Genomic DNA, 22,466 nt, shown 5'->3' on the forward strand with positions numbered 1-22,466 from the left:
GCTGTTGCCCTCGCCGCCGGCTGCGGCACCGCCTCGGCCCAGTCGAAGTTCGACATCATGCTGGGTGGCGACGCCTACTTCCAGGGCGCCTACGTCGACCAGGACATCGACACCGGCCTGCGCCAGACCGAGTTCGCCAACCGCTTCCGCCTGACCATCACGCCGACGGCCAAGTCCGACAACGGCCTGGAATACGGCGCCCGCCTGCGCCTGCGTGCCGCCGGCGGCACCGCCAACAACCGCAGCACCGACAGCGACCGCGCGTTCATCTTCGTGAACGGCAGCTTCGGCACGATCCAGGCCGGCGTGATCAACGGTCTGTCGGACGAATACGGCATCATCGGCCCGAACGTCGAAGGCATCGAAGGGTCGCCGGACGCCCAGTACCTGAACTATTACGTCAATGCCAACGGCGCCCCCTATGTGCTGGGCAGCCTGCGCACGCTGGAGTCGGGCGACGCCAGTTCCAAGATCATCTACCTGTCGCCGAGCTTCTCCGGCTTCCAGGTCGGTGCCGCCTATACGCCGACCTACGGCAGCAGCAACACCGACGTGAACCGCGTCAAGAACAGCACCGCCTACCGCGACATGGCCGAAATCCAGGCCACCTACAAGGGCGAGTTCAGCGGCTTCGGCGTGGAGGCGAGCGCCGCCTACCAGTTCGCCAAGGCGGCCAGCGGGCTTGAGGACCTGTCGTCGGTCCATGTCGGCGCCAATGTGTCCTACGCCGGGTTCAAGGTCGGCGGCAGCTATGCCTTCAGCGGCGACAGCGGCTATGCCACCGGCACCCGCGGCGTGGACGACCAGCAGGTCTGGATCGTCGGCGTCAACTACACCATGGGTCCGGTCATCCTGGCCGCCAACTACACCGACGCCCAGGGCATCGACAGCAACTTCTCCGGCCTGAATTCCCGCGCCCATGTCTGGCAGGCCGGCGTGACCTACACCGTCGCTCCCGGCCTGACCACGGGCCTGGAATACAGCTATCTCGACAACAAGGTCGGCGGCGTTAGCAACGACGCCAACATCATCCTGTGGGATACCCGCTTCGCTTTCTAAGCGGCGGGTTCCGGACCGGAAACGGAAAAGGCGGCGGAGTGATCCGCCGCCTTTTCGTTTTTCAGGCCGCTCACTTCTTCGGAGCCGATTTGGGCGGTTCCGATTTGGCGTTCTTATCCGCGGTCTCGCACATCATGAACAGCACCGACGACTCCAGCGGCGTCCAGACCAGCAGATAGCGCGACTTCTCGCGGTCGGCGAGGAAGGCGATGGTCTCGGAATCGGTCACCGACTTGGGATGGATTTCGCCCAGCAGGTAGCCGATGCGGCCATAGTTGGCCATGGTGCCCTGGAAGATGAAGTCGAGCCGCTCCTGGTCGTCCTTCGCAACCTCCCAGCCGAACTGCTCCTGGCGCACGCAACGGCGGCCGTATTCGTCCAGGAGCTTGTCCATATAGCTGCGGTAGGTGCCGTCATCGGTCAGCGGATAAGCGGGCTCGCTGAAGCGGACCTTGGTCATCGGCGACCCCGCCATGACCTTGGCCTTTCCCTGTTTGTCGGCGGGCTTCGCCGGTGCCGCAGCCTTCGGCGCGGGTTTCGCGTGCTCTTCGGCGCGGACGGGGGTGGCGGCAATCAGGCCGGCGGTCAGCGCTGCCGGCAGGGCGGCCGCGGCGGCAAGCAGGCTGGCGGAGAGCAGGGAACGAAACGGACTCCGCATGCGGAGGTCTCCTCGATGTGCAGACGATGATGATGCCGGTGCCCCCATCCAGGCGCCCCCGTCCAAGTGCATTGGGTTGGGCGCGTTGGGGCGCTTGCGTTTCCGCGGACCGTCCGCTAACACGCCGCGGAAGCGCTGTACACCCACAGCGACCGGATTGGGGGCGGCCATGACGACGACGCAGGGCACTGGCAAAGATACGCAAACCGGCGGCGAAACAGGCGGTTCCGCGGTTGCGGACGGCGTGACGGCGCGGCTCGACTCGGTGCGCCGCGCCATCGCGGAAACCGCGGCCTCCTGCGGTCGCGGCGAGGGAGCGGTGACGCTGGTCGCGGTGTCGAAGACCCACCCCGCCGAGGCGGTGGAGGAAGCCCTGTCGGCCGGCCAGCGCGTGTTCGGCGAGAACCGCGTGCAGGAGGCCAAGGCCAAGTTCCCGGCGCTGAAGGAGCGCTTTCCCGACCTGGAACTGCACCTGATCGGACCGCTGCAGACCAACAAGGTTAAGGACGCCGTCGCCCTGTTCGACGTGATCCAGACCCTGGACCGCCCCAAGCTGGCGGAAGCTCTGGCGGACGAGATGGCAAAGACCGGCCGCCGCCCGCGCTGCCTCATCGAGGTCAACACCGGCGAGGAGCCGCAGAAGGCCGGCATCGCCCCGGCCGAGGTCGAAGCCTTCCTGGCCGACTGCCGCGACCGACTGGGGCTGCCCGTCACCGGACTGATGTGCATCCCGCCGGTGGACGAGGAGCCGGCGATGCATTTCGCCTTGCTGGCGGAGATGGCGCGCCGGCTGGGACTGGCCGAGATCAGCATGGGGATGAGCGGCGATTACGAGACTGCGGTACGGTTCGGCGCCACCCATGTGCGGGTCGGCACGGCGATCTTCGGCGCGCGCCCCTACCCCGCGGAATAACGGCCCGCACTCCTCCGGCCGGCGCATCATCCCGCCGGTGAGGCGACGCTCAGCGCGCTGTCCGGGCCGCAGTCCTTCAGCAGGCGCAGCATGTCGTCGGGCGCCAGCGCGACGCAGCCGGCGGTCGGCGCCTGGTCGGGACGGATCAGGTGCAGGAACACGGCACTGCCCAGTCCCGGCACGACCGGGTCGTCGTTGTGCCCCATCACCACCACGATGTCGTAGACATGGTCGTCCCGCCACATAGCCTCGTGGCTGGCGGGATAGGGGCGCGTGACCGGACGGTTGTAGGCCGGATCCTCCGGAGCGTCGCACCAGCCGTCGTCCTCGGCGATGGCGCCGAGCGGCAGGCCGGTTTCCGGCGGCGGCAGCCTGTCAGCGCGCCACAGGACGCGGCGCAGCGGAAAGCGGCCGACGGGGGTGGCGCCGTCGCCCTCCCGCTTGTCGGTGCGCACGCCGCCGCGGCCGAGCACGCAAGCGACATCGCCGCCGGGCCAGCGCAAGCGGCCGGTGGTCGCCTCCGGACTGCCGTCCGTTGTCACGATGATCTCGATGCTCATCCCGATACCCGCATGGTGCTGGTGGCGCCCTGGGCCGCTTTGCGCGACTGCTCGTACTTCGCCAGATTGCGCATCATCGTTTCCGACAGCATGTCCGGCGGAGCCGGCGCCGGCCCGGCGGCCGCATCGCCCGGCGCGGCGCCGGCCGGCTGTGCATTGGCGGGCTGGACGGGCGCAGCCTGGTTGCCGTTGGCGGGAGCGGCACCGGGCGCGCGCGCGGCGGCCATGACCGATCCGGGGAGCGGCGCGGCGTTGCGGGGCACGCTGTGCTTGGCCAGGGCGGAACTGGCGAGCGGGGTGTCGCGCGCCGGCATCTTGCTGGGGTGCGGCACCGCACCGCCGCCCGCCAACTGCGCCACCAGGGCCGGCGACGTCTCGGCCGCAGGAGCGGACGCAGAAGCGGTTCCGGGAACTGAGAGCTTGACCGGCTGACCGGTCGCCATGGGGGAGTTCGCAACGGAAGTGGCCGATGGAGCGGCCGGGCCGGCCGCTGCCAGTGCCGCGGCGAGACCGCCCGCGGGCGGTGCTCCCTCCGCGTCCTTGGGCAGCTCCTTGCGGGACGGATCCGCGGGGGAGCCGGATTTGACCGGCCCCCCCGAGGCGTCCGCGACGGCCGTGGGGGTGGCGGGATGGTCGCCGCCCCCAAAGCCGAGCGAGGCCATGACCGTGTCCCCGACATCCTTGCCCGTCGACTGTTCGATCACCGCGTTGGCGATGGACGCCATGCCGCCGATGACGCCGCCATACAGGATGTCGCCCATGACCCGCATGGACGGCTGGATGGTGTCGCCGGTGATCTCGCGATAGACGGTGCTGACGATCGGGATGTGCTGCAGCGGGTTGATGATGTCCAGGAAATCCCAGAAGGACATGTCGCCCTGGATTTCGACCGACCCGCCATTGTGGCCGCCGTCGATGACCGGCGACGCCTTTTCGCGCGGCGCCGGACGATGGACGGCGCTGCTGTCGATTGTGGTGGCGTCGATGGCCATGGGCGGTCTCCCGGCTCGGTGGTCACGACAGGGTAAAGCAATCCTCGTGCCAAGCCGATCCGTCCCACCAGGTGCGGAATCCCGCGATTCGCGAGGTTCGGGGCGGTCCGCACCCGGAATCCGATTCCCAGTAGCGGGGGCGATGGCGAACGGCGGCAAGAACTGCCGGGTCGGCGGAGCGACTCGTGCCCCGCCATTCCGGTGCGGGACATCCGCCTCAGAACATGTGGCCGCTGCGTTCCGCCTTGGTGCGCAGGTAACCCTCGTTGTGGCCGTTGGCGGGGAAGATATGGGCCACCCGCTCCACCACCGCGATGCCGCAGCGGGCGAGTTGGCGCAGCTTCTCCGGATTGTTGGTCATCAGCCGCACGGCGGAAAAGCCCAGCTGGCGCAGCATCTCCGCCGCCGGCAGATAGACCCGTTCGTCCGCTTCGAAACCGAGGATCTCGTTGGCGTCCACGGTGTCGAAACCGCGGTCCTGGATCCGGTAGGCGCGCAGCTTGTTGACCAGCCCGATGCCGCGCCCCTCCTGCGCCAGATACAGAAGCACGCCGCTGCCCTGCCGGGCGATCTCGGCGATGGCGCCGCGCAGCTGGTCGCCGCAGTCGCAGCGCAGGGAGCCCAGCAGGTCGCCGGTGAAGCATTCGGAATGCAGGCGGGCCAGCACGGGCTGGTCCGGATCGGGATCGCCGATGACGATCGCCAGATGCTCCGGCCCGCCATCGGCCGGGCGGAAGGCGTAGATGCGCGTGTTCTCCGATCCCACCAGCGGCACCCGCGCGTCCGCGACGCGGCGCAGGGTGCGCACCACATGGACGCGGTAATCGGCAACGTCCGACGCCCTCACCAGCAGCAGGTCGTGCTCCGCCGCCCAGTCCGCTGCGCTGACACCTGCCGCAGGGCCGGAGGACGGCAGGTCGGCGGTGATGGCGGCGGGAAGCAGGCGGGCCAGACGGGCGAGGTCGACGGCGGCGGCCTCGCGGCTGCCGGGACGGGCGTCAGCGACGGTCAAACCGGCCGGCAGCGCGCCCTGCGCCTGCGGATGCTGTTCTGGATCGGCCAGCGCATGCGCCTGGTCGGCGGTCAGCCCGCCGGGCCGGTCGAGCGCCATGGCGCCGAAGCCATCGGTGGAGGAGCCCGGTGCCTGATCGCCGGCGATGTCGCTCACCGGCTGCGCCGCGTCGGCGGAGGCAAGCCCCAGCACCACGGCGCGGCGGCGGGTGACCACCAGCCGCGGCGTGCCGCCGGTCAGCGCCTTCAGCCGTTCCACCGCATCGAGCGCCACCGACTCCACCGACACCGCCGCGCCGACGGTGCCGTCCGCGGTCTCGATCGCCACGACCTCTCCACGGCGCAGCGCAGCCAGCGCCCGGTCGACGGCGCGCACGGCAGCCTCGTCGATGGGCGCCGGGGAGGCCGCGGGTGCGGGCAGGGTGGCCGTCGTGGTGGTGTCGGTCGGGTGTTCGGCTTGCATCGTCAGCGGCTTTGCGTAGCGGGAGCGCCGGCTTCGGCGCAAGAACGGGACATGGTGCGTTCGGCGGCCGAAGCAAAGCGCAGGTGGCGCGCCCCTGTCCAGCGATTCCCGCGCGCCACACCGTTGCCGAAGGCGCAACGATCCCGCTAGCCTGCCCCGATCATACCCTCATCTGGAGCCCATGCGCCGTGACGATCGAGACCCTGCCGCCCCAAGAGACGCGCGCTTCCCTCCATGCGGTGATGCCGGCCGAGCTGCCAGCCGACGCCTATGGCCGCCGCATGGTCGAGGCGTTGCGCGCCGCCGGGGCCGGCACGACGGTTCACGCCCTGCCCGGCCCGTACCCGCAGGTCGACCCGTCGGCGATCCTGGCGGCCGACATCGCCCTGGCCCGGCTGCCCGACCGCGCGCCGGTCCTGCTGGACGGCAACGCCCTGTTCAATCTGGCCGCCAGCCTGCCGGCCGACGACCGCCGCCTGCGCTTCGTCGCGCTGGTCGACCGGCTGCACTGGGCCGATCCGGACCTGACCGCCGACGAGGCCGCGGTGCGCCGCAACCTGGAACAGGGCGCGCTGTCGCTGATGCGCCGGGTCGTGGTGCCGGACGACGAGACGGCCGCCGCGGTGCGGGCGCTGGGGGTCCAACCCGACCGTGTGATCCGTGCCGCTGCGGATGGCGGCGGTGCCGCGGCGCTGATGGCGGCTATTGCCATGCTGTAGCGAGCGTCCGGCGGCGTTCTACCCCGCCCACAAGCCACCACGACAATCCACCGCCGCCATGCTACTAAGGCGCGGCCCCGGCCTTGCCGTCCGGGGCGGTCCGCTTCCCGCTTTCGTGCCGCACGCCCCATGATCCCTGCAAAGCGCATCCTCCTGGTCGATGACGACACCGCCCTGCGCCAGTCGCTGGCGGAGCAGCTGCGGTTGCTGGAGGAATTCGAGACCGAGGAGGCCGGCGACGGCGCCGGGGCGTTGAACGCGGTCCGGGCAGGGGCCGCGGCAGGAGCCGCGGGAGCCGGCTTTTCCGCCATCCTGCTCGACGTCGGGTTGCCGGACATGGACGGGCGCGACGTCTGCAAGCTTCTGCGGCGCGAGGGCGTGCGCTGCCCCATCATCATGCTGACCGCATCGGCCAGCGATGCCGACACCATCCTGGGGCTGGAATCCGGCGCCAACGACTATGTGACCAAGCCCTTCCGCCTGGGGGTGCTGATCGCCCGGCTGCGCGCCCAGCTGCGCCAGTTCGAGCAGACGGAGGACGCCGTCTTCGCCATCGGCCCCTACAGCTTCCGGCCCGGCGCGAAGCTGCTGCTGGACGAGGCCGCCAACAGGAAGATCCGCCTGACCGAAAAGGAAACGGCGATCCTGAAATACCTGTACCGGGCCGGCGATCTGGTGGTGGGGCGCGAGACCCTGCTGGGAGAGGTCTGGGGCTACAACGCCGCGGTCACCACCCACACGTTGGAAACCCACGTCTACCGCCTGCGCCAGAAGATCGAAGCCGATCCGTCCAACGCCCGCATCCTGGTGACGGAGTCCGGCGGCTACCGGCTGGTCCCTTAACGCCCGGCAGCGCAATCGGCGTGTCGGGGTTCAACGCCGGCCGTGAGTGGGCCGGCCGTGAGTGGGTCGCCCGCGATTAGGCCACCCGCAAGGGGCCAGTTCCCGGCGGCTTCCCCGTTCGGCGATGGTGACTTCGCCGGCGAAGCCCAGCCAGCGCTGGCGTTCGCGCTCCCCCGACGGATGCCGGCCCAGCCTCGCCGCGCCCAGGCCGATGGCGGACGGCCCGCCCCACAGGCCGCGGCCACGCGGCACCACGGGCAGCAGACGCAGCTTGCGCCCGACGATCGCCATTCTGCGGCGCCAGTGGCTGACGTCATGCGGCGATACGCCGACGCGGCGTGCGATCTCGCGGTCCGACAGCAGCGCGCTGCCGGGGTCCTGCAGCAGGTCCAGCACGGCGCGGCGCTTGTCGGTATCGGCGTGGCGGGAATGCTTGCGCTCCAGCGCCTTGCCCATGTCCCACAGCTTTTCCGCCGTCTCGCGCGCCAGGGTGCGCCAACGGTCGGCCTCCTCGCGCTGGCGGTCGGCATCGCCGGACGCCTTGTCGAGCTGGCGCCGCAGGGTGGCGAGTTCCAGTTCCAGATCCTTCACCTGCCGGCGCAGGCCCCGGACAAGCTCGTCCGGCGGCGGCGGCGGGGCCGGCGCACCGGCCGGCTCGGCGGCAGGAGGCGGTTCGGGGGATGGAGGCACCGGCGTGCGTGCGCGCTCCGCAAGGTCGCGGAAGGACAGGCCGGCGCGCGACAGCATGATCCGGGCGGCGCGCAGTGCGGACAGCGCCTCGCCCTGATGCTCCGACTCGGCCATGGCGAGGACTTTGGCGAGCTTGTCAGGATCCATCCGCGTCGGGTTCCGCCGGAGCCGGTCCCCACCCGCGCGGGGACCCTGGTAAGTCATGCCGCGCAATGCGCGACGAGCCCCAACCTACCACATCTTATGGGTTTGGACAGGTGCCCTTCGTGGGTCGGCGACTCGCGGCCCGCTCGTTCGAAAGGCGCGCCACCATCCAACGCCCCGTCCGTAAGGGGACCCCCCGGAAGAGAGACGGGGGTAAGAGATTTGCTAGACTTGGACAAGCGGGATCGCCACCATGGCGCCGTCATGACCGTCCGCAATACGATCAATTCCGTTCCCCCGCCCGCCCGGGAAGAGGCTGGCGGCACGTCCCCCTTCACCGTCCGCTTCTGGGGCGTGCGCGGCAGCATCGCGTCGCCCGGGCCGACAACCATCCGCTATGGCGGCAACACCGCCTGCATCGAGGTCCGCTGCGGCGGCGCCCACATCGTCTTCGACTGCGGCACCGGCATCCGCCCCCTCGGCGAGTCGCTGGCGCGGAGCGGCGGGCCGGTGGATATCGACCTGCTGCTGACCCACAGTCATCTCGACCACATCTGCGGCCTGCCCTTTTTCGCCCCCGCCTTCGATCCGGACAGCCGGTTGCGGCTGTGGGCCGGGCATCTGCCGCCGGAGCGTCCCTTCCGCACCGTACTGTCGGACATGATGACGGCGCCGCTGTTCCCGGTGCCGGTGGACGTTTTCCGCGCCGATTGCCAGTTCCGAGACTTCCAGGGCGGCCAGACGCTGGAGCCGGCGCCGGGCGTGGTGGTGCGAACCTGCGCGCTGAACCATCCCGACGGCGCCACCGGCTATCGGGTGGAGCATGGCGGCCGCAGCCTGTGCGTCCTGACCGACACCGAACATCCGTCCGAGGGACGCGACCCGGTGATCCTCGACCTGCTGCGTGGTGCCGACCTGATGGTGTATGACAGCACCTACACCGATGCCGAATACTCGGCACGCGTCGGCTGGGGCCATTCGACATGGCAGGAGTGTCTGCGGCTGGCCGAGGCCGCCGGCGTCGGCCGCGCGGTGATCTTCCACCACGACCCGGCCCGCACCGACGACGAACTGGACGCCATCGCGGCAGAGGCGGAAGCGATGCGACCCGGATCGCTGGTGGCCCGCGAGGGGATGGAGCTGTCGCTGTAGGCCCCCCTCCATCCGGGTTGAACTTCGGAAGTTCTTTCTCCCCGCGAAAAGCTCTTGTGCGTGTTGAATGCGCCACAGGTTGCTTTGTCACACTGGTCTCGTGTGACATTCTTGGTATTAGATCGGACCTGCAACCCCGCCACGATTGGGGCGGGCGGGGATCGTTGGGGCGTGCAAAGCTTGGGGGGAAAAGCGATGCGCATGACCGGTCGTGCCTTTGGTGTGCTTGCCGTCCTGACCGTCGCGACGCAGCTTGGCGGCTGCGCCACGGCGCCGCCGCTGGAAAGCGCGAAGCTTGACGGCTCCCCGCGCAGCGTGGTCCTGCACCACCCGGCCAGCGGCGAATCGGTTTCCGTCACCTACTGGCGTCCCGGCGACGGCTATGACCCGGCGGCGATGCGCGAGATCTCCGTCCTGTTCCGCGACCGCCGCAGCGACGAGGAGATCCCGATCGACCCGGCCCTGGTCGACATGCTGGTGGAGCTTCGCCAGCGCGTCGGCGCAGCGCCCGAGTCGCCGATCCGCATCACCTCGGGCTACCGGTCGGGCGCCACCAACGCCAGCCTCGCCCGCAGCAACCCGAACGTCGCCGAGAACTCCTACCATCTGCGCGGACAGGCGGCGGACTTCTCCATCGCCGGCGTGCCTCCGGCCCGGCTGGCGGAGGAGGCGGCGGCGATGCAGCGCGGCGGCTATGCGATGTACGCCCACACCGGCCATGTCCATGTCGACACCGGCCCCTTCCGCACCTGGACGCCGAAGACCGGCGAGCCGCGCGCACCGCAGATCCTGGAGGCGCAGGCCCGTGCCCGCGCCAAGGCCCAAGCCCAGGCGCTGGCGCTCGCCCAGAAGGCCGGCAACGCGAAGGCGCGCGTGCAGGTGGCCGATGCGGGATCGAAGCCGATCAAGGCTCCTGCGAAGGCCCCGGCGGCTCCCGGAGCCAAGGCGCCGCCGCCCGATCTGGCGCGCGTCCGCGTGGCCCTGGCCCAGATAAAGGAAATGCCGGTGCAGAAGCCGGCAAAACGCTAAGCTGGGGGCGCATTCCCCTCACCCGCGTCCCGGTATCCCTATGACCACCCTGCTGATTCTCCGCCACGGCCCGACCGCCTGGAACGCCGAAGGGCGCATCCAGGGCAGCATCGACGAGCCGCTGTCCGACGCCGGCCGCGCGCGGGTTGCCCGCTATCGACTGCCGCCCGAGTCGGCCGGTTTGCGCTGGGTCGCCAGCCCGAAGCGCCGCGCTTGGGAAACCGCGCTGCTGCTCGGCCTCGACCCCACGCCGGAACCGCGGATCGTCGAAATGGATTGGGGCGAGTGGGAGGGCATGCGCACCGAGGATCTGCGCGCCGACGGCCGCATGCCCGCCCGCCACGACCGGCTGGGCCTGGATTACAAGGCCCCCGGCGGCGAGAGCCCGCGCGAAGTGCAGGCCCGCCTTCGCAGCTGGCTCGCCGACCTCGCGACGGACGGCCGCCCCACCGGCGCCGTCGCCCACAACGGCATCCTGCGCGCGCTCTATTCGCTCGCCACCGGCTGGGACATGCGCGATGACCCGGCGGAGGAGTTGCGCAACGGCTGCGCCCACCTGTTCCGGCTGGAGGAGGACGGCACGCCGACGGTGGTGCGGATGAATATCGGAATGTTGGAGTAGAGGGGGGCAGAAGGGGGGCCGCGGCTGCGGACACCCCTTCCCCCATGCATCAAACCTTGGGCATCAGACGTTCAGATCGACGATCACCGGCACATGGTCCGACGGCTTCGGCTCCCAGCCGCGGGCGTCGCGCAGCACCTTGATGCCCTGCAGTGCGCCTTCCAGCGGCGGGGTCACCCAGATGTGGTCCAGGCGCCGGCCGCGGTTGGAGGCGGCCCAGTCCTTCGCCCGATAGCTCCACCAGGTGTAGAGCTTCTCCTCCGGCGGCACGAAGCGGCGCATGGCGTCGACCCAGTTGGCCGAGGACTGCATCGCCGCCAGCTTTTCCACCTCGATCGGCGTGTGGGAGACCACCGACAGCAATTCCCGATGGCTCCAGACATCCTGTTCCAGCGGCGCGATGTTCAGGTCGCCGACCAGCACCATGGGACGGTCGGGCGTCCGTTCCGTGCCCAGCCAGTGGGTCATCTCGTCCAGGAACTGGAGCTTGTGGGCGAACTTGTCGTTCACCGCCGGGTCGGGAATGTCGCCGCCCGCGGGGATATAGACGCAGTGCAGTTCGATCCCGCCCGGCAGATGGGCGAGCGCGTGGCGGCAATCCTGCTTGCCGCACCAGTGCTGCACGTCGTGCGAAGAGAAGGGCAGGCGCGACAGGATGGCGACGCCGTTGTAGCCCTTCATCCCGTGGATGTGGGCGTGGACATAGCCGCGCTCCGCCAGGGGGCCGAGCGGGAAGTCGGCGTCCACCACCTTGGTTTCCTGCAGGCAGATCACGTCCGGCCGCTCCTCCTCCATCAGGCGGAGGAGGAGGTCCAGACGCATGCGGACCGAATTGATGTTCCAGGTCGCGATGCGCATGTCCGGCGGCTCAGGCGATGGTCAGGGTCAGGGTGCCGACGCCTTCGACCTCGCCGGTCAGCACGTCGCCGGCCACCACCGGGCCGACGCCCTCCGGCGTGCCGGTGTAGATCAGGTCGCCCGGCTGCAGGTCGACCAGTCCGGACAGGTAGGAGATCGTCTCCGCCACCGACCAGATCAGGTCGGACAGGTCACCCTTCTGCCGCGGCTCGCCGTTCACCTGCAGGGTGACCGCGCCCTTGTCCGGGTGTCCGATGTCGGCGACAGTGCGGATGGCGGAACACGGCGCCGACCGGTCGAAGCCCTTGCCCATGTCCCAGGGCTTGCCTTCCTTCTTGGCGGCGTTCTGCAGGTCGCGCCGGGTCATGTCGAGCCCGACGGCATAGCCGAACACATGATCCAGCGCTTGGTCGACCGGGATGTCGCGGCCGCCGGTCTTGATCGCCACAACCAGCTCGATCTCGTGGTGCAGGTTGGCGGTGCGGGGCGGATAGGGAATGGCGGCGCCGTCGGCGACGATGGCGTCGGCCGGCTTCATGAAGAAGAAGGGCGGCTCGCGGTCGGGATCGGCGCCCATCTCGCGCGCATGGGCGGCATAGTTGCGGCCGACGCAGTAGATGCGGCGCACCGGAAACGGATCGCCGCCCACGACGGGGACGGCCGGCTGGGACCACAGGGGAATGGCGAAGGCCATGGCATCGGCTCTCAGGTTGGGACGCTCCCGAACAGCTAACCCGAAAGCCGCCGACGGACCAAGCGTCCAACCATCCGCCCTGCCCTGCAATGCGAAGCCGATTTCCCTATCGTGACAAAGCGGCTGGCAGGGCGACTCGGAGCAGACCGAGACCCGGAAACGAAGACGCCCGGTCTGGGGGGGACCGGGCGTCGGAAGCTCCGATTCGGGAACCCGCGCGCGGCAGGGGAAACCGCAGGGCGGGCGATCGGCGTCAAATCGGCGTCGACCACTTCTTGACTCTTCAAGATGGAATTTGTATGGGCGCCAACCAATACGTTTCACGCATATCTGGTATGCATATCATATCCCCCGTGCGGTTCTTGCTGACAAACGAAAGCCTTGCCCGCATTTTATCCGTTCATCCGATAATTCATCCAAAACATGGCATCCACGGTGACTGACAACGAGCGTTCCACCCCAGCCGACCGGCGGTCGCGTCTGCGCCCCGGGAAAAACGGCAAGCTCGCCCTTGGCCCCCTTCCCGAGCTCGTGGGTTATAACCTGCGCAAGGCTCAGGTCGCGGTGTTCCAGAGCTTTCAGAACGCGGTCGCTCCGCACGACATCACGCCCGGCCAGTTCGGCGTGCTGATCATGATTCGGGAGAACGAGGGGCTGTCGCAGTCCGACCTGGGCACGGCGGTCGGCATCGACCGGTCGACCATGGTCGCGGTGATCGACCGTCTCGAGTCGCGCGGCCTCGTCGTCCGCGCGCCCTCGCCCAACGACCGCCGCTCCTACGCACTGCGTCTGTCGCCGGAAGGCCAGACGCTGATGGACGACCTGACTCCGCGCGTCCAGGCCCACGACCAGAGCATGGTCAAGGATCTGTCCCCGGAAGAGCAGGCGCAGTTCATCGACTTCCTGCGCCGCGTGTCGCGGGCGAAGTAAGGGGCACCGTCCCTTCCGTTCCAGGCACCGGAAAAGACTGACAGCCCGCTCCGCACCGGCAATTGCCGGATGCGGGGCGGGCTTTTCTATTTGGAGTTTTCGCAAGAACGAAGGCTGTCGGACGGAAATAAAAAAGGCCCAGCTTTTCAGCTGAGCCTTTTTAACGGGTCAATCCCGGAAACTTAGTGGCGGAGGGAGAGGGATTCGAACCCTCGATACGCTTTTGACGTATACACACTTTCCAGGCGTGCGCCTTCAACCGCTCGGCCACCCCTCCGTAGAGGCCCGCGTTATAGCCAGAGGTTCGCGGCGATGCAAGCCTCCGTTTCACGCGAACGACGTTTTTTTGGCGGCGCATCAAACCGTCCGGATTTCATCCACATACCTCGTCCACCAGGGCGCCGACGGTGCGGCACAGCAGGTCCAGATCCTGGGGACGGGACAGGCGGTGGTCGCCGTCCTTTACCAGAGTGACGCGGACATCGTCGCCCGTCAGCGCCTCGGCGATTCGCAGGCTGAGCTGCCAGGGGACATCGGGGTCGCGCTGGCCGTGCAACAGGCGGACGGGACCGTCGAAACCGATGGGACCGCGCAGCAGCAGGTGGTTGCGGCCGTCCTCGATCAGGGCGCGGGTGATCGGCTGGGGCTCTGGACCGTAATCCGACGGGCGGTTCCAGACGCCCTGCTCCATGATCTCCCGGCGGACGTCGGCATCGAAGATGTCCCACATCAGGTCTTCGGTGAAGTCGGGGGCCGGCGCGATGCCGACCAGCCCGGCCACCCGCTCCGGACGGCGGAGCGCAGTCAGCAGCATCATCCAGCCGCCCATGGAGGAGCCGACCAGGATCTGCGGCCCCGTCGTCACCTGGTCCAGCACCGCCAGCGCGTCGTCGGCCCACAGGCCGATGGTGCCGTCGGCGAACCGGCCGCTGGAGGCGCCGTGGCCCTGATAGTCGAAGCGGGTGAAGGACAGGCCGCGCTCCACCGCCCACGCCTCCAGCGCGGTCGCCTTGCCGCCGGTCATGTCGGACATGAAGCCGCCCAGGAACATCACCCCTGGCATGACGCCGGGCTTGCCCTGCCCCGATGGACCGGCAGGGGTGTGGTGATAGGCTATGGTCGCCGCACCGCGCGTTAGGCTATGGTGCGCGCCGCCCGGTTGGGCTGCGGTTTCGGTCATACGGTCACCTTCGACAACGGATGCCGGCCCGCGGCCGGACACCGGTTCGACGGACGCCGGCATGCCGGGGCCCGCGGCCGGTCCCGGGCCGCCCCTTGCGAGCAGCCGGCATCATGGATTTCGACCCCCACCTTACCACCGACCAATCCCCGCGCAACGCGGACGCCCGTCAGGATACTCCGCCTTCGCACTGGCCGGGCCATTTGCCGGGAGAGTGGCCGGGCGGCCGGGCGCCGACGGTGCTGCAGGTGGTGCCGACGCTGGTCACCGGCGGCGCGGAGCGCGGCTGCATCGACATGGCCCTTGCCCTGCAGGCGGCGGGCGGCACCCCGCTGGTGGCGTCGGAAGGCGGGCCGATGGTGCGCGAACTGGACCGCGCCCGCATCACCCACCTGACGCTGCCGCTGGCCTCCAAGAACCCGCTGACCATCCGCCGCAACGCCCGCCGGCTGGCCGCCATCATCCGCGAGCACAAGGTGGACATCGTCCATGCCCGCTCCCGCGCGCCGGCCTGGAGCGCGTGGCTGGCCTGCCGCGAGACCGGCGCGCGCTACATGACCACCTTCCATGCCCCCTATAATTTCGGCAGCGGGCCGATCGGCGGCCGGCTGAAGCGCTGGTACAACTCGGTGATGGCGCGGGGCGAGCGGGTGATCGCCATCTCCGGCTTCATCCGCGACCATGTTCTGGGCAACTACCCGGTCGATCCGGCGCGGGTGCGAGTCATCCATCGCGGCATCGACCGCAGCGTCTTCGCCCCCGACCGGGTCAGCCCGACGCGGCTGGTCACGCTTGCCAAGCAATGGAACCTGCCGGACGACCGGCCGGTGATCCTGCTGCCCGGCCGGCTGACCCGCTGGAAGGGACAGATCGTGCTGATCGACGCGCTGGCCAAGCTGGGACGCAAGGACGTGCTGGCCCTGCTGGTCGGGTCCGACCAGGGCCGCACCGGCTACCGGGAGGAGTTGGAGAACCGCATCGCCACCAACGGCCTGCGCGGCGTGGTGCGGATGACCGACCATTGCAGCGACATGGCCGCGGCCTACCTGTTGTCGACGGTGGTCGTCTCCGCCTCGCGCGAGCCGGAGGCCTTCGGGCGGGTGATCGTGGAGGCGCAGGCGATGGGCAAGCCGGTGATCGTCTCGGCCATCGGCGCCTATCAGGAGACCGTCGTCCCCGGCGAGACCGCCTGGGTGGTGCCGCCGGACGATCCCGACGCGCTGGCCCGGGCGCTGGGCGAGGCGCTGTCGCTGACACCGGAGCAGCGCGACGCCATCGGCGCCCGCGCCATGGCCTTCGTGGCCGACCGCTACACCAAGGATCGCATGTGTGCCGATACGCTGGCGGTCTATGCGGAGTTGCTGCAACCACGCTGAGACCGGCTTGTTGACGCAATCCGACCTTCAACCCACCATCAACCGACCGGACACCATGGCCGACATCCGACAGATTTCCGGCATCGCCGAGGTCATCGACCGCTATGACGGGTTCATCCTGGACCTGTGGGGCGTTCTGCATGACGGCGAACAGCCCTATCCCGGCGTGCCCGACTGCCTGGACCGCATGCGCGCCGCCGGCAAGACCCTGTGCCTTCTGTCAAACGCTCCGCGCCGTACCCCCGGCGTGATCGAGAAGCTCGACGGCATGGGGTTGGGGCGCGAGCGCTACCACCATGTCATGACGTCGGGCGAGGCGACCTATGAAGCCCTGCGCGACCGCGACGATCCCTGGCACGCGGCACTCGGCCGGCGGCTCTATCATATCGGGCCGGACCGCGACACCGATGTCTATGACGGGCTCGGCTATCAGATTGCGGCAACCCCGGCCGAGGCAGATTTCGTCGTCAACACGGGCATCGTGACCTTCGGCGAGACGGTGGCGGACTATCAGCCGCAACTGGACGCCTGCCTTGCCGCCGGCCTGCCGATGATCTGCGCCAACCCGGATCTGGTGGTGATGGTCGGGCCGATGCTGGTGATCTGCGCCGGCACGCTGGCTGCCCGTTACGAGGAGATGGGCGGCGATGTGCGCCAACACGGCAAGCCCTATGCCCCGGTTTACCAGCGCTGCTTCAAGCTGCTGGGCATCGCGGACAAGAGCCGCATCCTGGCCGTGGGCGACAGCCTGCGCACCGACGTCGCCGGCGCCAACGCCGCCGGGATCGACGTGGCGCTGGTCACCGCCGGCATCCACCAGGAGGAATTGGGCGGGGCGGCCTGGGGCGAGGCGGTCGACCCGGTCAGCCTGCGGGCACTGGCCGATGCCACCGGCCACATGCCGACCTATGCGATGCCCAGCCTGCGCTGGTGAGCGTTCGTTGTGATCGGGCGGGGCGCCCGCCGCCCGACCCGAGCCCAAGCGCAAGCCCGATGCCCCGTCAGTCCATCGGAACCGCGTCGTCCAGCGCCTTGCGCAGGAGGGGCGACGGACCGTCTTCCGAGAAGCCGCGGTTGCCGATGGCGGTGCGGAAATAGCTGACGATGAACACGCGGATGGAGGCGGTCAGGTTCGCCTCCCCCCGCCGTTCGTCGATCCGGCTGCAAATCTCGTTCAAGCTCAGCCGTTCACGCTCGCAGATTTCCTTCAGCGAGTCCCAGATGTACGGCTCCATCCTGAGGCTCGTTCGACGCCCGCTCACCTTCACGTTGCGGCAGAGCAGTCCCGGCCCTTCCTTACCTCCGCCCGTGCCCGCCATGGGAATTCCTGTTCCTCATCCGTTGCGCGTTCCGCCCGCGTGGTTCGGTCCAATACATCCATTTGTGTGACGATATTGCAAGCGGCGTGTGCCGTCCAAGTCAATTTCGACCCACGGCTGCGGTTCGACGCGACAATCGGGCGCAGGCGGGTATCGCTTCCAACTGCAGATCGGCAGGTTGCCGGGAAAAGCCGCTTCCCTTGGCTCACACCTTCGCTATACCAGTGCCGAATCATTCCTGCGGGAATCGGGCGGACACCGATGGGGCGGAACGGCCTGACGGACGGACCGGGCGGTGGAAGAGGAAGGATCGGCGATGAAACGACCGGTAAACGGACGATTCGCGGGCTGCGTCGCGGCCTGCGCCATCGCTGCCCTGTTGGCCGGCGGAGTCGTGCCTGCCCTGCCCTCCGGATATGCCCGGGCCGCGGAATCCGCCCCCGCTGAACAGATTCCGGAAGCCGCAATCCGTGCGCGCCTCGAGGCGATGCTGCCGGCGCCCTGGCGCATCGAAGCGCTGATGGTGGAGCCGCTGTCCAACGCGGCCGCCCAATCGCCGGAACCGCAAGCGGCGGCGCGGGTGACCGCAAAGCTGGTGCTGGGCGCTCCGACCTATCTGGTCGACAGCCGCGAAGGTCCGGTGACCTTCCTGCGCCCGGCGGCCGATGCCGGCCTCGTCAAGAGCTGGGTTGCGACCGCGCTCGGCACCCGCGGCGCCAATGGCTGGACGGTCACGCTGACGCCGCAGACCCCCGGCTTGCTCGAGGGCATCGGCAACCCCGCCGCGGAGTTGCCCGGCCGCACCGTGGTGCTGGGCACGGCCGAAGCAAGGGGCCTGCGCGAACAGCTGGACCGCGACGCCGCCCAACGGCTGGCCGACGACACCGAACGCCGCCGGCAGGAAGAGGAACGGCTGGCCCAGCAAACCGCCGCAGCAAAGGCCGAGGCGGCCCGTGCCGAGACGGAACGCCGGGCGGTCGAGGCGCGCATCGCCCAGTTGGCGGACCTGCGCGGCAAGCTGGCCGGCAACGACCGCGCGATGCGGCTGGCCGCCTTCGAAGCGGCGCTGGGCGGCAACGACCCGGCACTGCGCCAGACGGCGATGGAGGCGGCGCTGCAAAGCCGCGATCCGGTGGTGGCCAATCTGGCGCTGAAGGACTGGATCGCACGACGCCGCGCCGTGCCGGTCCAGCTCTACGCCACCAAGGAGGATCCGAGTTCCGAGGTGGTGGTCCAGAATCTGGGACCGATGACCCTGGAGATCGACGGCTTCAGCCCGATCAACGGGGCGCTGGCCGGCAAGCTGGGCGCCCCCGGTTACAGCATCGCACGGCCGTCCAGCATCGTCGGCACCCTGGCGCAGACCGAGCTGGCGGTGAACTCCTTCGGCTGCGCCCTGACCCTGCGGCTGACCGAACACCGGACGCTGGACGGGCTTCTGCGCTGCCAGACCCTGCCGACGCTGATCGCCCGCATCACGCTTGATTGAGGGGTGAGGGCCGATGGGCAACGCGCTTCCGAAAGGGTTCCGGCGGGCCGCGGCGCTGGTCCTGCTGCTGGCCGCCCCCTCCGGTGTGCTGGCCCAGATGCCGGCAGAGACGCCGGCCGAACGTTTCACTCCGCCCGCCGCCCCGATCGTCGCCCTGCCACGCCTGACTCCGGCTCGGCCCGTCTCGCCTTTGCCGAATCCTGCCGTGGTCTGGGAACATCCGCCGGAGGTGCCCGCCCCGCTGTCGCCGGTCGGCCCGCAGGCCGGCCCGGCCCCCGCCCCGATCCGGACGCCCACCCCCGTGGCGAGGACACCGGAGCCGAAGCCTGCCGATCTCCACAACACCGACCAAAGGACTGCCGAAACGGGCCAGGCTCCGGCCGCCGTTCCTCCCCTGCCGCCGGTGAAGCCGCAGCCCGAACCTGCCGCCCGGCCGGCGCCGAATGAGCAGGAGAAGACCGCTGCCGCCCGGCGGACGATGATCGCCACCGCCGGCATCTACCTGCGCGCCACGCCGGACGCCAAGGGCCGGGTCCTCGACACCGTGGAGAAAGGCGACCGGGTGGAGGCCTTCGGCGCGCCGGTGAACGGCTGGCAGCGGGTGGGGCGGGCCGGCAAGCCGCAGGGCTACGTCACCAGCGCCTACCTGACGGAGGCCGCAGGCGACCGTGGCGATCCAGCCTCCCCGACCAAACCCGGCCGCTATGCCAAAGCCGATCGGGAGGACCGCGGCTGCGCCCTGCCCGGCGACCTGCCCCGGGTCCAATCGGAGCGGGCGCAGACCGCCCGCCTGCCCCGGGGCACCGTCGCCCGGCTGCGCGCCGCCGGCAATTTGCGCGTTGCCCCGGTTTGCGATGCCAAGGTGCTGGACGTGCTGGATGCGGGCGAGCGCGTGACGGTGATGGAGGCCGTCGACGGCTGGTACAAGGTCGGGCAGAAGGGCAAGGCGCTGGGCTATGTCGGCGCGGCGCTGCTCGCCCCCGCCAAACGCTGAAGGGGCTGCGCTGGAAAGCGGTATGGAGCTACCCGGAAGGTCACGCCGCGGCCCTCCGTGAAGGGGCTTGTTCGCCCGTGAAAAAGGATTCTACAACAAGGGGGAGGCCGAACTATCGCGGACGAACGGAGCCCCATCGAAACTGAGCCGGGGCGTGCCCGTTTTCTCCGACGGTTCGACCACCCCCGCCGGCCATGCGGCGCCGGTCAGGCCAAGCGGGGGCGCGAAGCACGACCGGGACAAGGATTCACACGATGTCGACCCAACACAAACAAGCCATGGACGCGGTCCTGCAGGCCGCTGCGCACGACATCGTCGCCACCCTGCAGGAGCGGGACATCACCGACCGCCACAGCGAGGAAGGGGACCTCGTCGTTCTCGACGTCGCCATCCTGCACGCCTACCGCATCTTCATGCGCATCTGCGAGGAGAACGGCCTGGAAGTCGATGCCGGCTATTTCGCCGACCTCGCCGCCGATCTGGCCGAGGAAGTGGCACAGGACCAGGATTACGACGACTGAACTCGGGAGAGTGAATTCGAGACCCGAATGCCCCGCCCTTCCCCGCGCAGCATGGGAAGGGCGGGGTCACTTCCTTTTGTGAAAGCCCTGCCAAGTGCCCCATCCCACCCCTGACGCGGCCCCGGCCATGGTCCCTGATGTGGCGATCGTCGGCGCCGGCCCCGCCGGGCTGATGGCGGCGGAGATTGCTGCCGGCGCCGGGCTGCGGGTCGCCGTGTTCGACCACACGCCCACCCCGGCGCGCAAGCTGCTGCTGGCCGGACGCGGCGGGCTGAACCTGACCCATTCGGAACCGCTCGACCGCTTCCTGCCCCGTTATGGCGCGGCCGAGCCGCTGTTCCGCCGGCTGCTGGCCGGCTTCTCGCCCGACGACCTGCGCGGCTGGGCGGCCGGGCTGGGCATCGAGACCTTCGTCGGCAGCAGCGGCCGCGTCTTCCCGGTGCAGATGAAGGCCTCCACCCTGGTCCGCGCCTGGCTGCGGCGGCTGGACGGGCTTGGCGTCACCCTGCACAGCCGTCATCGCTGGACCGGCTGGAATGAGGCCGGCGCCCTGACCTTCCATGCGCCCTTCCGGCATGGCGAGGAGATCGTCACCGTCGCCCCGCGCGCCGCCCTGCTGGCGCTGGGCGGGGCGAGCTGGCCGCGCACAGGCTCGGACGGCGGCTGGGTCCCGCTGCTGGAGGGGTTGGGGGTGGAGGTGGCGCCGCTGGTCCCCTCCAACATGGGCTTCGAGGTGCCCTGGTCCGATCACCTGCGCGACCGCTTCGCCGGCCAGCCGGTGAAGAGTGTCGGCCTGTCCGCTGCCGGTCGCCGGTTGAAGGGCGAGTTCGTCATCACCGAGACCGGGATCGAGGGCGGCGCCGTCTATGCGCTGAGCGCGCCGTTCCGCGACGCCATCGCCGCCGAGGGCTGGGCGACCCTGACGCTGGACCTGTTGCCTGACATGGCGGAGGCCGAACTGGTCAAGCGCCTGCGCCGCCGCGGTGCGGAATCGCTGTCCACCTTCCTGAAGAAGTCGCTGTCGCTGACCGGCCCGCGCGCCGCCCTGCTGCGCGAGTTCGCCCCCGCCGCCGACCTGACCGACCCGGTGGCGCTGGCCCGCCAGATCAAGGGTCTGTCGGTGGTGCTGACCGGCATCCGCCCCATCGAGCGCGCCATTTCTTCGGCGGGCGGCGTCCGCCTGTCGGAGTTGGACGAGCGGCTGATGCTGACCCGCCGTCCGGGCCTGTTCCTGGCCGGCGAGATGCTGGACTGGGAGGCGCCGACCGGCGGCTATCTGCTGCAGGGCTGCTTCGCCATGGGCGCGGCGGCCGGCAAGGGCATGGTGGAGTGGCTGGGGCGGCGGTGACGCATACGGTCCTGCGAACTGCAGGCCTCCAGCATCCATCTACCGGCCTTGAGCGACCAGCGCGTCAAGTGCCGCTATGACGCGAAGGTGCTCGGCATCGAGGCTGGTGACCGATGGTCCGAGCACCCTGGCGGGAACCGTCACCATTTGCAGCGGGTTCATCAGCACTTTGATGTCTTCGACCATGAATGCCGGGTTGAGCGTCCGGTCATGGTAGGAAATCTCGCTGGCCAAGACCAATGGGACCACCACCCGATCGGAGCGGTCCTCCCAACGGTCACTCTGTACGACGAGAAGATAGGGAATAACCGTTCTGCTTCGCCCTGGATTGCGATGAACGTCGAACTGCGCCATCAGCGGTCCTGGTCTTCCGGCACGAAATCCCGGTTCCATTCATCCGCGAAGCGCCCATGCTTCTCGTCAAACGCATTCCATGCCGCAACGACCTTGCGCCGGTGTTCAAGATCGTCGTCGCGTTTCCGACTCTCGTCCTGCATCCAGGCCGCCAGCAGAGACTCGATGGTACCCGACAGGTTGTCGGTGTAGCTCTGGGCGGCGCGCAGCAGATCCTCGTTCAGCGTGATGTCGATGCGCCGCTTGGATGCTTGCGCATCATAGCCCGCATCCCTCTTGCCGATATGGCTCATGCCATCCTCCGCTGCTCTTCCTCCGTATGGTGATGCGGCTTTCGCCCGGTGACAAGCGCCGCAAAGAAAAAGGGCCGCCCCAACGGGACGGCCCCTCTTCATTCAACCCCGCGACCGCTTAGTAGCGGTAGTGGTCCGGCTTGTACGGGCCGGCGGTCGGCACGCTGATGTAGGCGGCCTGCTTGTCGGTCAGGGTGGTCAGCTTGGCGCCGATCTTCTCCAGATGCAGGCGGGCGACCTTCTCGTCCAGGTGCT

The 22,466-nt window shown here is 69.4% G+C and carries 26 protein-coding genes and 1 tRNA gene; 14 read left to right on the plus strand and 13 right to left on the minus strand.

Annotated elements, in window-relative coordinates; all coding sequences use genetic code 11:
* Positions 1-1,059, plus strand: a 1,059-nt coding sequence (locus VD964_RS27315) for a porin (protein ID WP_324871604.1), incomplete at its 5' end; no start/stop codon positions are given.
* Between the two features lie 70 nt (positions 1,060-1,129).
* Here VD964_RS27315 and VD964_RS27320 read toward each other — a convergent pair.
* Entirely contained in the window at positions 1,130-1,717 is a 588-nt protein-coding gene (locus VD964_RS27320) for a hypothetical protein (RefSeq protein WP_324871605.1), read from the minus strand.
* Positions 1,718-1,886: 169 nt separating this feature from the next.
* Here VD964_RS27320 and VD964_RS27325 point away from each other — a divergent pair, with 169 nt between their 5' ends.
* Positions 1,887-2,630 carry a YggS family pyridoxal phosphate-dependent enzyme gene (locus VD964_RS27325; RefSeq protein ID WP_324871606.1) on the plus strand — a complete coding sequence of 248 codons (744 nt, stop codon included), beginning with the start codon at positions 1,887-1,889 and terminating at the stop codon, positions 2,628-2,630.
* 26 nt (positions 2,631-2,656) lie between these two features.
* On the opposite strand, the gene VD964_RS27330 is transcribed toward VD964_RS27325, so the two are convergent.
* From VD964_RS27330 to ribA, 3 genes are all read right to left on the minus strand, one after another.
* Positions 2,657-3,190, minus strand: coding sequence for a L,D-transpeptidase family protein (locus tag VD964_RS27330; protein WP_324871607.1), 534 nt, complete (start codon positions 3,188-3,190; stop codon positions 2,657-2,659).
* Positions 3,187-4,182 (minus strand): hypothetical protein, encoded by a 996-nt coding sequence (locus tag VD964_RS27335; RefSeq protein ID WP_324871608.1) that lies wholly within the window; start codon positions 4,180-4,182, stop codon positions 3,187-3,189. Before VD964_RS27335 ends, VD964_RS27330 begins: the two co-directional genes overlap by 4 nt.
* 217 nt (positions 4,183-4,399) lie before the next feature.
* The gene (ribA, locus tag VD964_RS27340; protein ID WP_324871609.1) at positions 4,400-5,656 is read right to left on the minus strand and encodes a GTP cyclohydrolase II; all 1,257 of its coding nucleotides are present in this window, start codon (positions 5,654-5,656) and stop codon (positions 4,400-4,402) included.
* Positions 5,657-5,844: 188 nt separating this feature from the next.
* Here ribA and VD964_RS27345 point away from each other — a divergent pair, with 188 nt between their 5' ends.
* Entirely contained in the window at positions 5,845-6,375 is a 531-nt protein-coding gene (locus VD964_RS27345) for a glycosyl transferase (RefSeq protein ID WP_324871610.1), read from the plus strand.
* 129 nt (positions 6,376-6,504) lie between these two features.
* Positions 6,505-7,218, plus strand: a complete 714-nt coding sequence (locus VD964_RS27350; protein WP_324871611.1) for a response regulator transcription factor — start codon at positions 6,505-6,507, stop codon at positions 7,216-7,218.
* Between the two features lie 30 nt (positions 7,219-7,248).
* On the opposite strand, the gene VD964_RS27355 is transcribed toward VD964_RS27350, so the two are convergent.
* The gene (locus VD964_RS27355) at positions 7,249-8,055 is read right to left on the minus strand and encodes a hypothetical protein (protein WP_324871612.1); all 807 of its coding nucleotides are present in this window, start codon (positions 8,053-8,055) and stop codon (positions 7,249-7,251) included.
* 261 nt (positions 8,056-8,316) lie between these two features.
* Between VD964_RS27355 and VD964_RS27360 the strand changes: the two genes are divergently transcribed.
* The 3 genes from VD964_RS27360 to VD964_RS27370 all read left to right on the plus strand — a co-directional run bounded on the left by VD964_RS27360 (position 8,317) and on the right by VD964_RS27370 (position 10,855).
* On the plus strand, positions 8,317-9,204 hold the full coding sequence (locus VD964_RS27360; protein ID WP_324871626.1) for an MBL fold metallo-hydrolase: 888 nt from the start codon (positions 8,317-8,319) through the stop codon (positions 9,202-9,204).
* A 201-nt stretch (positions 9,205-9,405) separates the two neighbouring features.
* A complete protein-coding gene (locus tag VD964_RS27365) occupies positions 9,406-10,233 on the plus strand; it encodes a YcbK family protein (protein WP_324871613.1) in 828 nt (275 codons plus the stop codon).
* Between the two features lie 40 nt (positions 10,234-10,273).
* A complete protein-coding gene (locus VD964_RS27370; protein ID WP_324871614.1) occupies positions 10,274-10,855 on the plus strand; it encodes a histidine phosphatase family protein in 582 nt (193 codons plus the stop codon).
* Between the two features lie 63 nt (positions 10,856-10,918).
* On the opposite strand, the gene xth is transcribed toward VD964_RS27370, so the two are convergent.
* Both xth and VD964_RS27380 read right to left on the minus strand, forming a co-directional pair.
* Complete coding sequence (gene xth / locus VD964_RS27375; protein ID WP_324871615.1) at positions 10,919-11,713, minus strand: exodeoxyribonuclease III; 795 nt, start codon at positions 11,711-11,713, stop codon at positions 10,919-10,921.
* A gap of 10 nt (positions 11,714-11,723) precedes the next feature.
* Complete coding sequence (locus tag VD964_RS27380) at positions 11,724-12,407, minus strand: fumarylacetoacetate hydrolase family protein (protein ID WP_324871616.1); 684 nt, start codon at positions 12,405-12,407, stop codon at positions 11,724-11,726.
* Positions 12,408-12,938: 531 nt separating this feature from the next.
* On the opposite strand from VD964_RS27380, the gene VD964_RS27385 reads away from it, so the two are divergent.
* Complete coding sequence (locus VD964_RS27385) at positions 12,939-13,337, plus strand: MarR family transcriptional regulator (RefSeq protein WP_310118925.1); 399 nt, start codon at positions 12,939-12,941, stop codon at positions 13,335-13,337.
* 186 nt (positions 13,338-13,523) lie between these two features.
* Here the strand turns inward: VD964_RS27385 and VD964_RS27390 are convergent.
* Together VD964_RS27390 and VD964_RS27395 are read right to left on the minus strand one after the other, a co-directional pair.
* Positions 13,524-13,614, minus strand: a tRNA-Ser gene (locus VD964_RS27390).
* Between the two features lie 96 nt (positions 13,615-13,710).
* Positions 13,711-14,517: an alpha/beta hydrolase gene (locus VD964_RS27395; protein WP_324871617.1), complete on the minus strand. Its 807-nt coding sequence runs from the start codon at positions 14,515-14,517 to the stop codon at positions 13,711-13,713.
* A gap of 113 nt (positions 14,518-14,630) precedes the next feature.
* On the opposite strand from VD964_RS27395, the gene VD964_RS27400 reads away from it, so the two are divergent.
* A complete protein-coding gene (locus VD964_RS27400; protein ID WP_324871618.1) occupies positions 14,631-15,893 on the plus strand; it encodes a glycosyltransferase family 4 protein in 1,263 nt (420 codons plus the stop codon).
* Between the two features lie 55 nt (positions 15,894-15,948).
* Complete coding sequence (locus VD964_RS27405) at positions 15,949-16,827, plus strand: TIGR01459 family HAD-type hydrolase (RefSeq protein ID WP_324871619.1); 879 nt, start codon at positions 15,949-15,951, stop codon at positions 16,825-16,827.
* A 67-nt stretch (positions 16,828-16,894) separates the two neighbouring features.
* On the opposite strand, the gene VD964_RS27410 is transcribed toward VD964_RS27405, so the two are convergent.
* Positions 16,895-17,212, minus strand: coding sequence for a ribbon-helix-helix domain-containing protein (locus tag VD964_RS27410; protein ID WP_081505887.1), 318 nt, complete (start codon positions 17,210-17,212; stop codon positions 16,895-16,897).
* 316 nt (positions 17,213-17,528) lie between these two features.
* Here VD964_RS27410 and VD964_RS27415 point away from each other — a divergent pair, with 316 nt between their 5' ends.
* The 4 genes from VD964_RS27415 to VD964_RS27430 all read left to right on the plus strand — a co-directional run bounded on the left by VD964_RS27415 (position 17,529) and on the right by VD964_RS27430 (position 21,564).
* Complete coding sequence (locus VD964_RS27415) at positions 17,529-18,701, plus strand: hypothetical protein (RefSeq protein WP_324871620.1); 1,173 nt, start codon at positions 17,529-17,531, stop codon at positions 18,699-18,701.
* 13 nt (positions 18,702-18,714) lie between these two features.
* Entirely contained in the window at positions 18,715-19,695 is a 981-nt protein-coding gene (locus VD964_RS27420) for an SH3 domain-containing protein (protein ID WP_324871621.1), read from the plus strand.
* Positions 19,696-19,949: 254 nt separating this feature from the next.
* Complete coding sequence (locus VD964_RS27425; protein WP_324871622.1) at positions 19,950-20,216, plus strand: hypothetical protein; 267 nt, start codon at positions 19,950-19,952, stop codon at positions 20,214-20,216.
* Positions 20,217-20,343: 127 nt separating this feature from the next.
* A complete protein-coding gene (locus tag VD964_RS27430) occupies positions 20,344-21,564 on the plus strand; it encodes a TIGR03862 family flavoprotein (RefSeq protein ID WP_324871623.1) in 1,221 nt (406 codons plus the stop codon).
* Between the two features lie 39 nt (positions 21,565-21,603).
* Here VD964_RS27430 and VD964_RS27435 read toward each other — a convergent pair whose 3' ends face one another.
* The 3 genes from VD964_RS27435 to VD964_RS27445 form a co-directional block, all read right to left on the minus strand.
* Positions 21,604-21,918, minus strand: a complete 315-nt coding sequence (locus VD964_RS27435) for a CcdB family protein (protein ID WP_324871624.1) — start codon at positions 21,916-21,918, stop codon at positions 21,604-21,606.
* Positions 21,918-22,211 (minus strand): type II toxin-antitoxin system CcdA family antitoxin, encoded by a 294-nt coding sequence (locus VD964_RS27440; RefSeq protein ID WP_324871625.1) that lies wholly within the window; start codon positions 22,209-22,211, stop codon positions 21,918-21,920. The genes VD964_RS27435 and VD964_RS27440 overlap by 1 nt, the downstream gene beginning before the upstream one ends.
* Positions 22,212-22,329: 118 nt before the next feature.
* Positions 22,330-22,466, minus strand: a 137-nt coding sequence (locus VD964_RS27445) for an adenosylhomocysteinase (RefSeq protein ID WP_324871627.1), incomplete at its 5' end; no start/stop codon positions are given.

The organism is Azospirillum sp., assembly GCF_035628975.1.
Classification (GTDB): domain Bacteria; phylum Pseudomonadota; class Alphaproteobacteria; order Azospirillales; family Azospirillaceae; genus Azospirillum.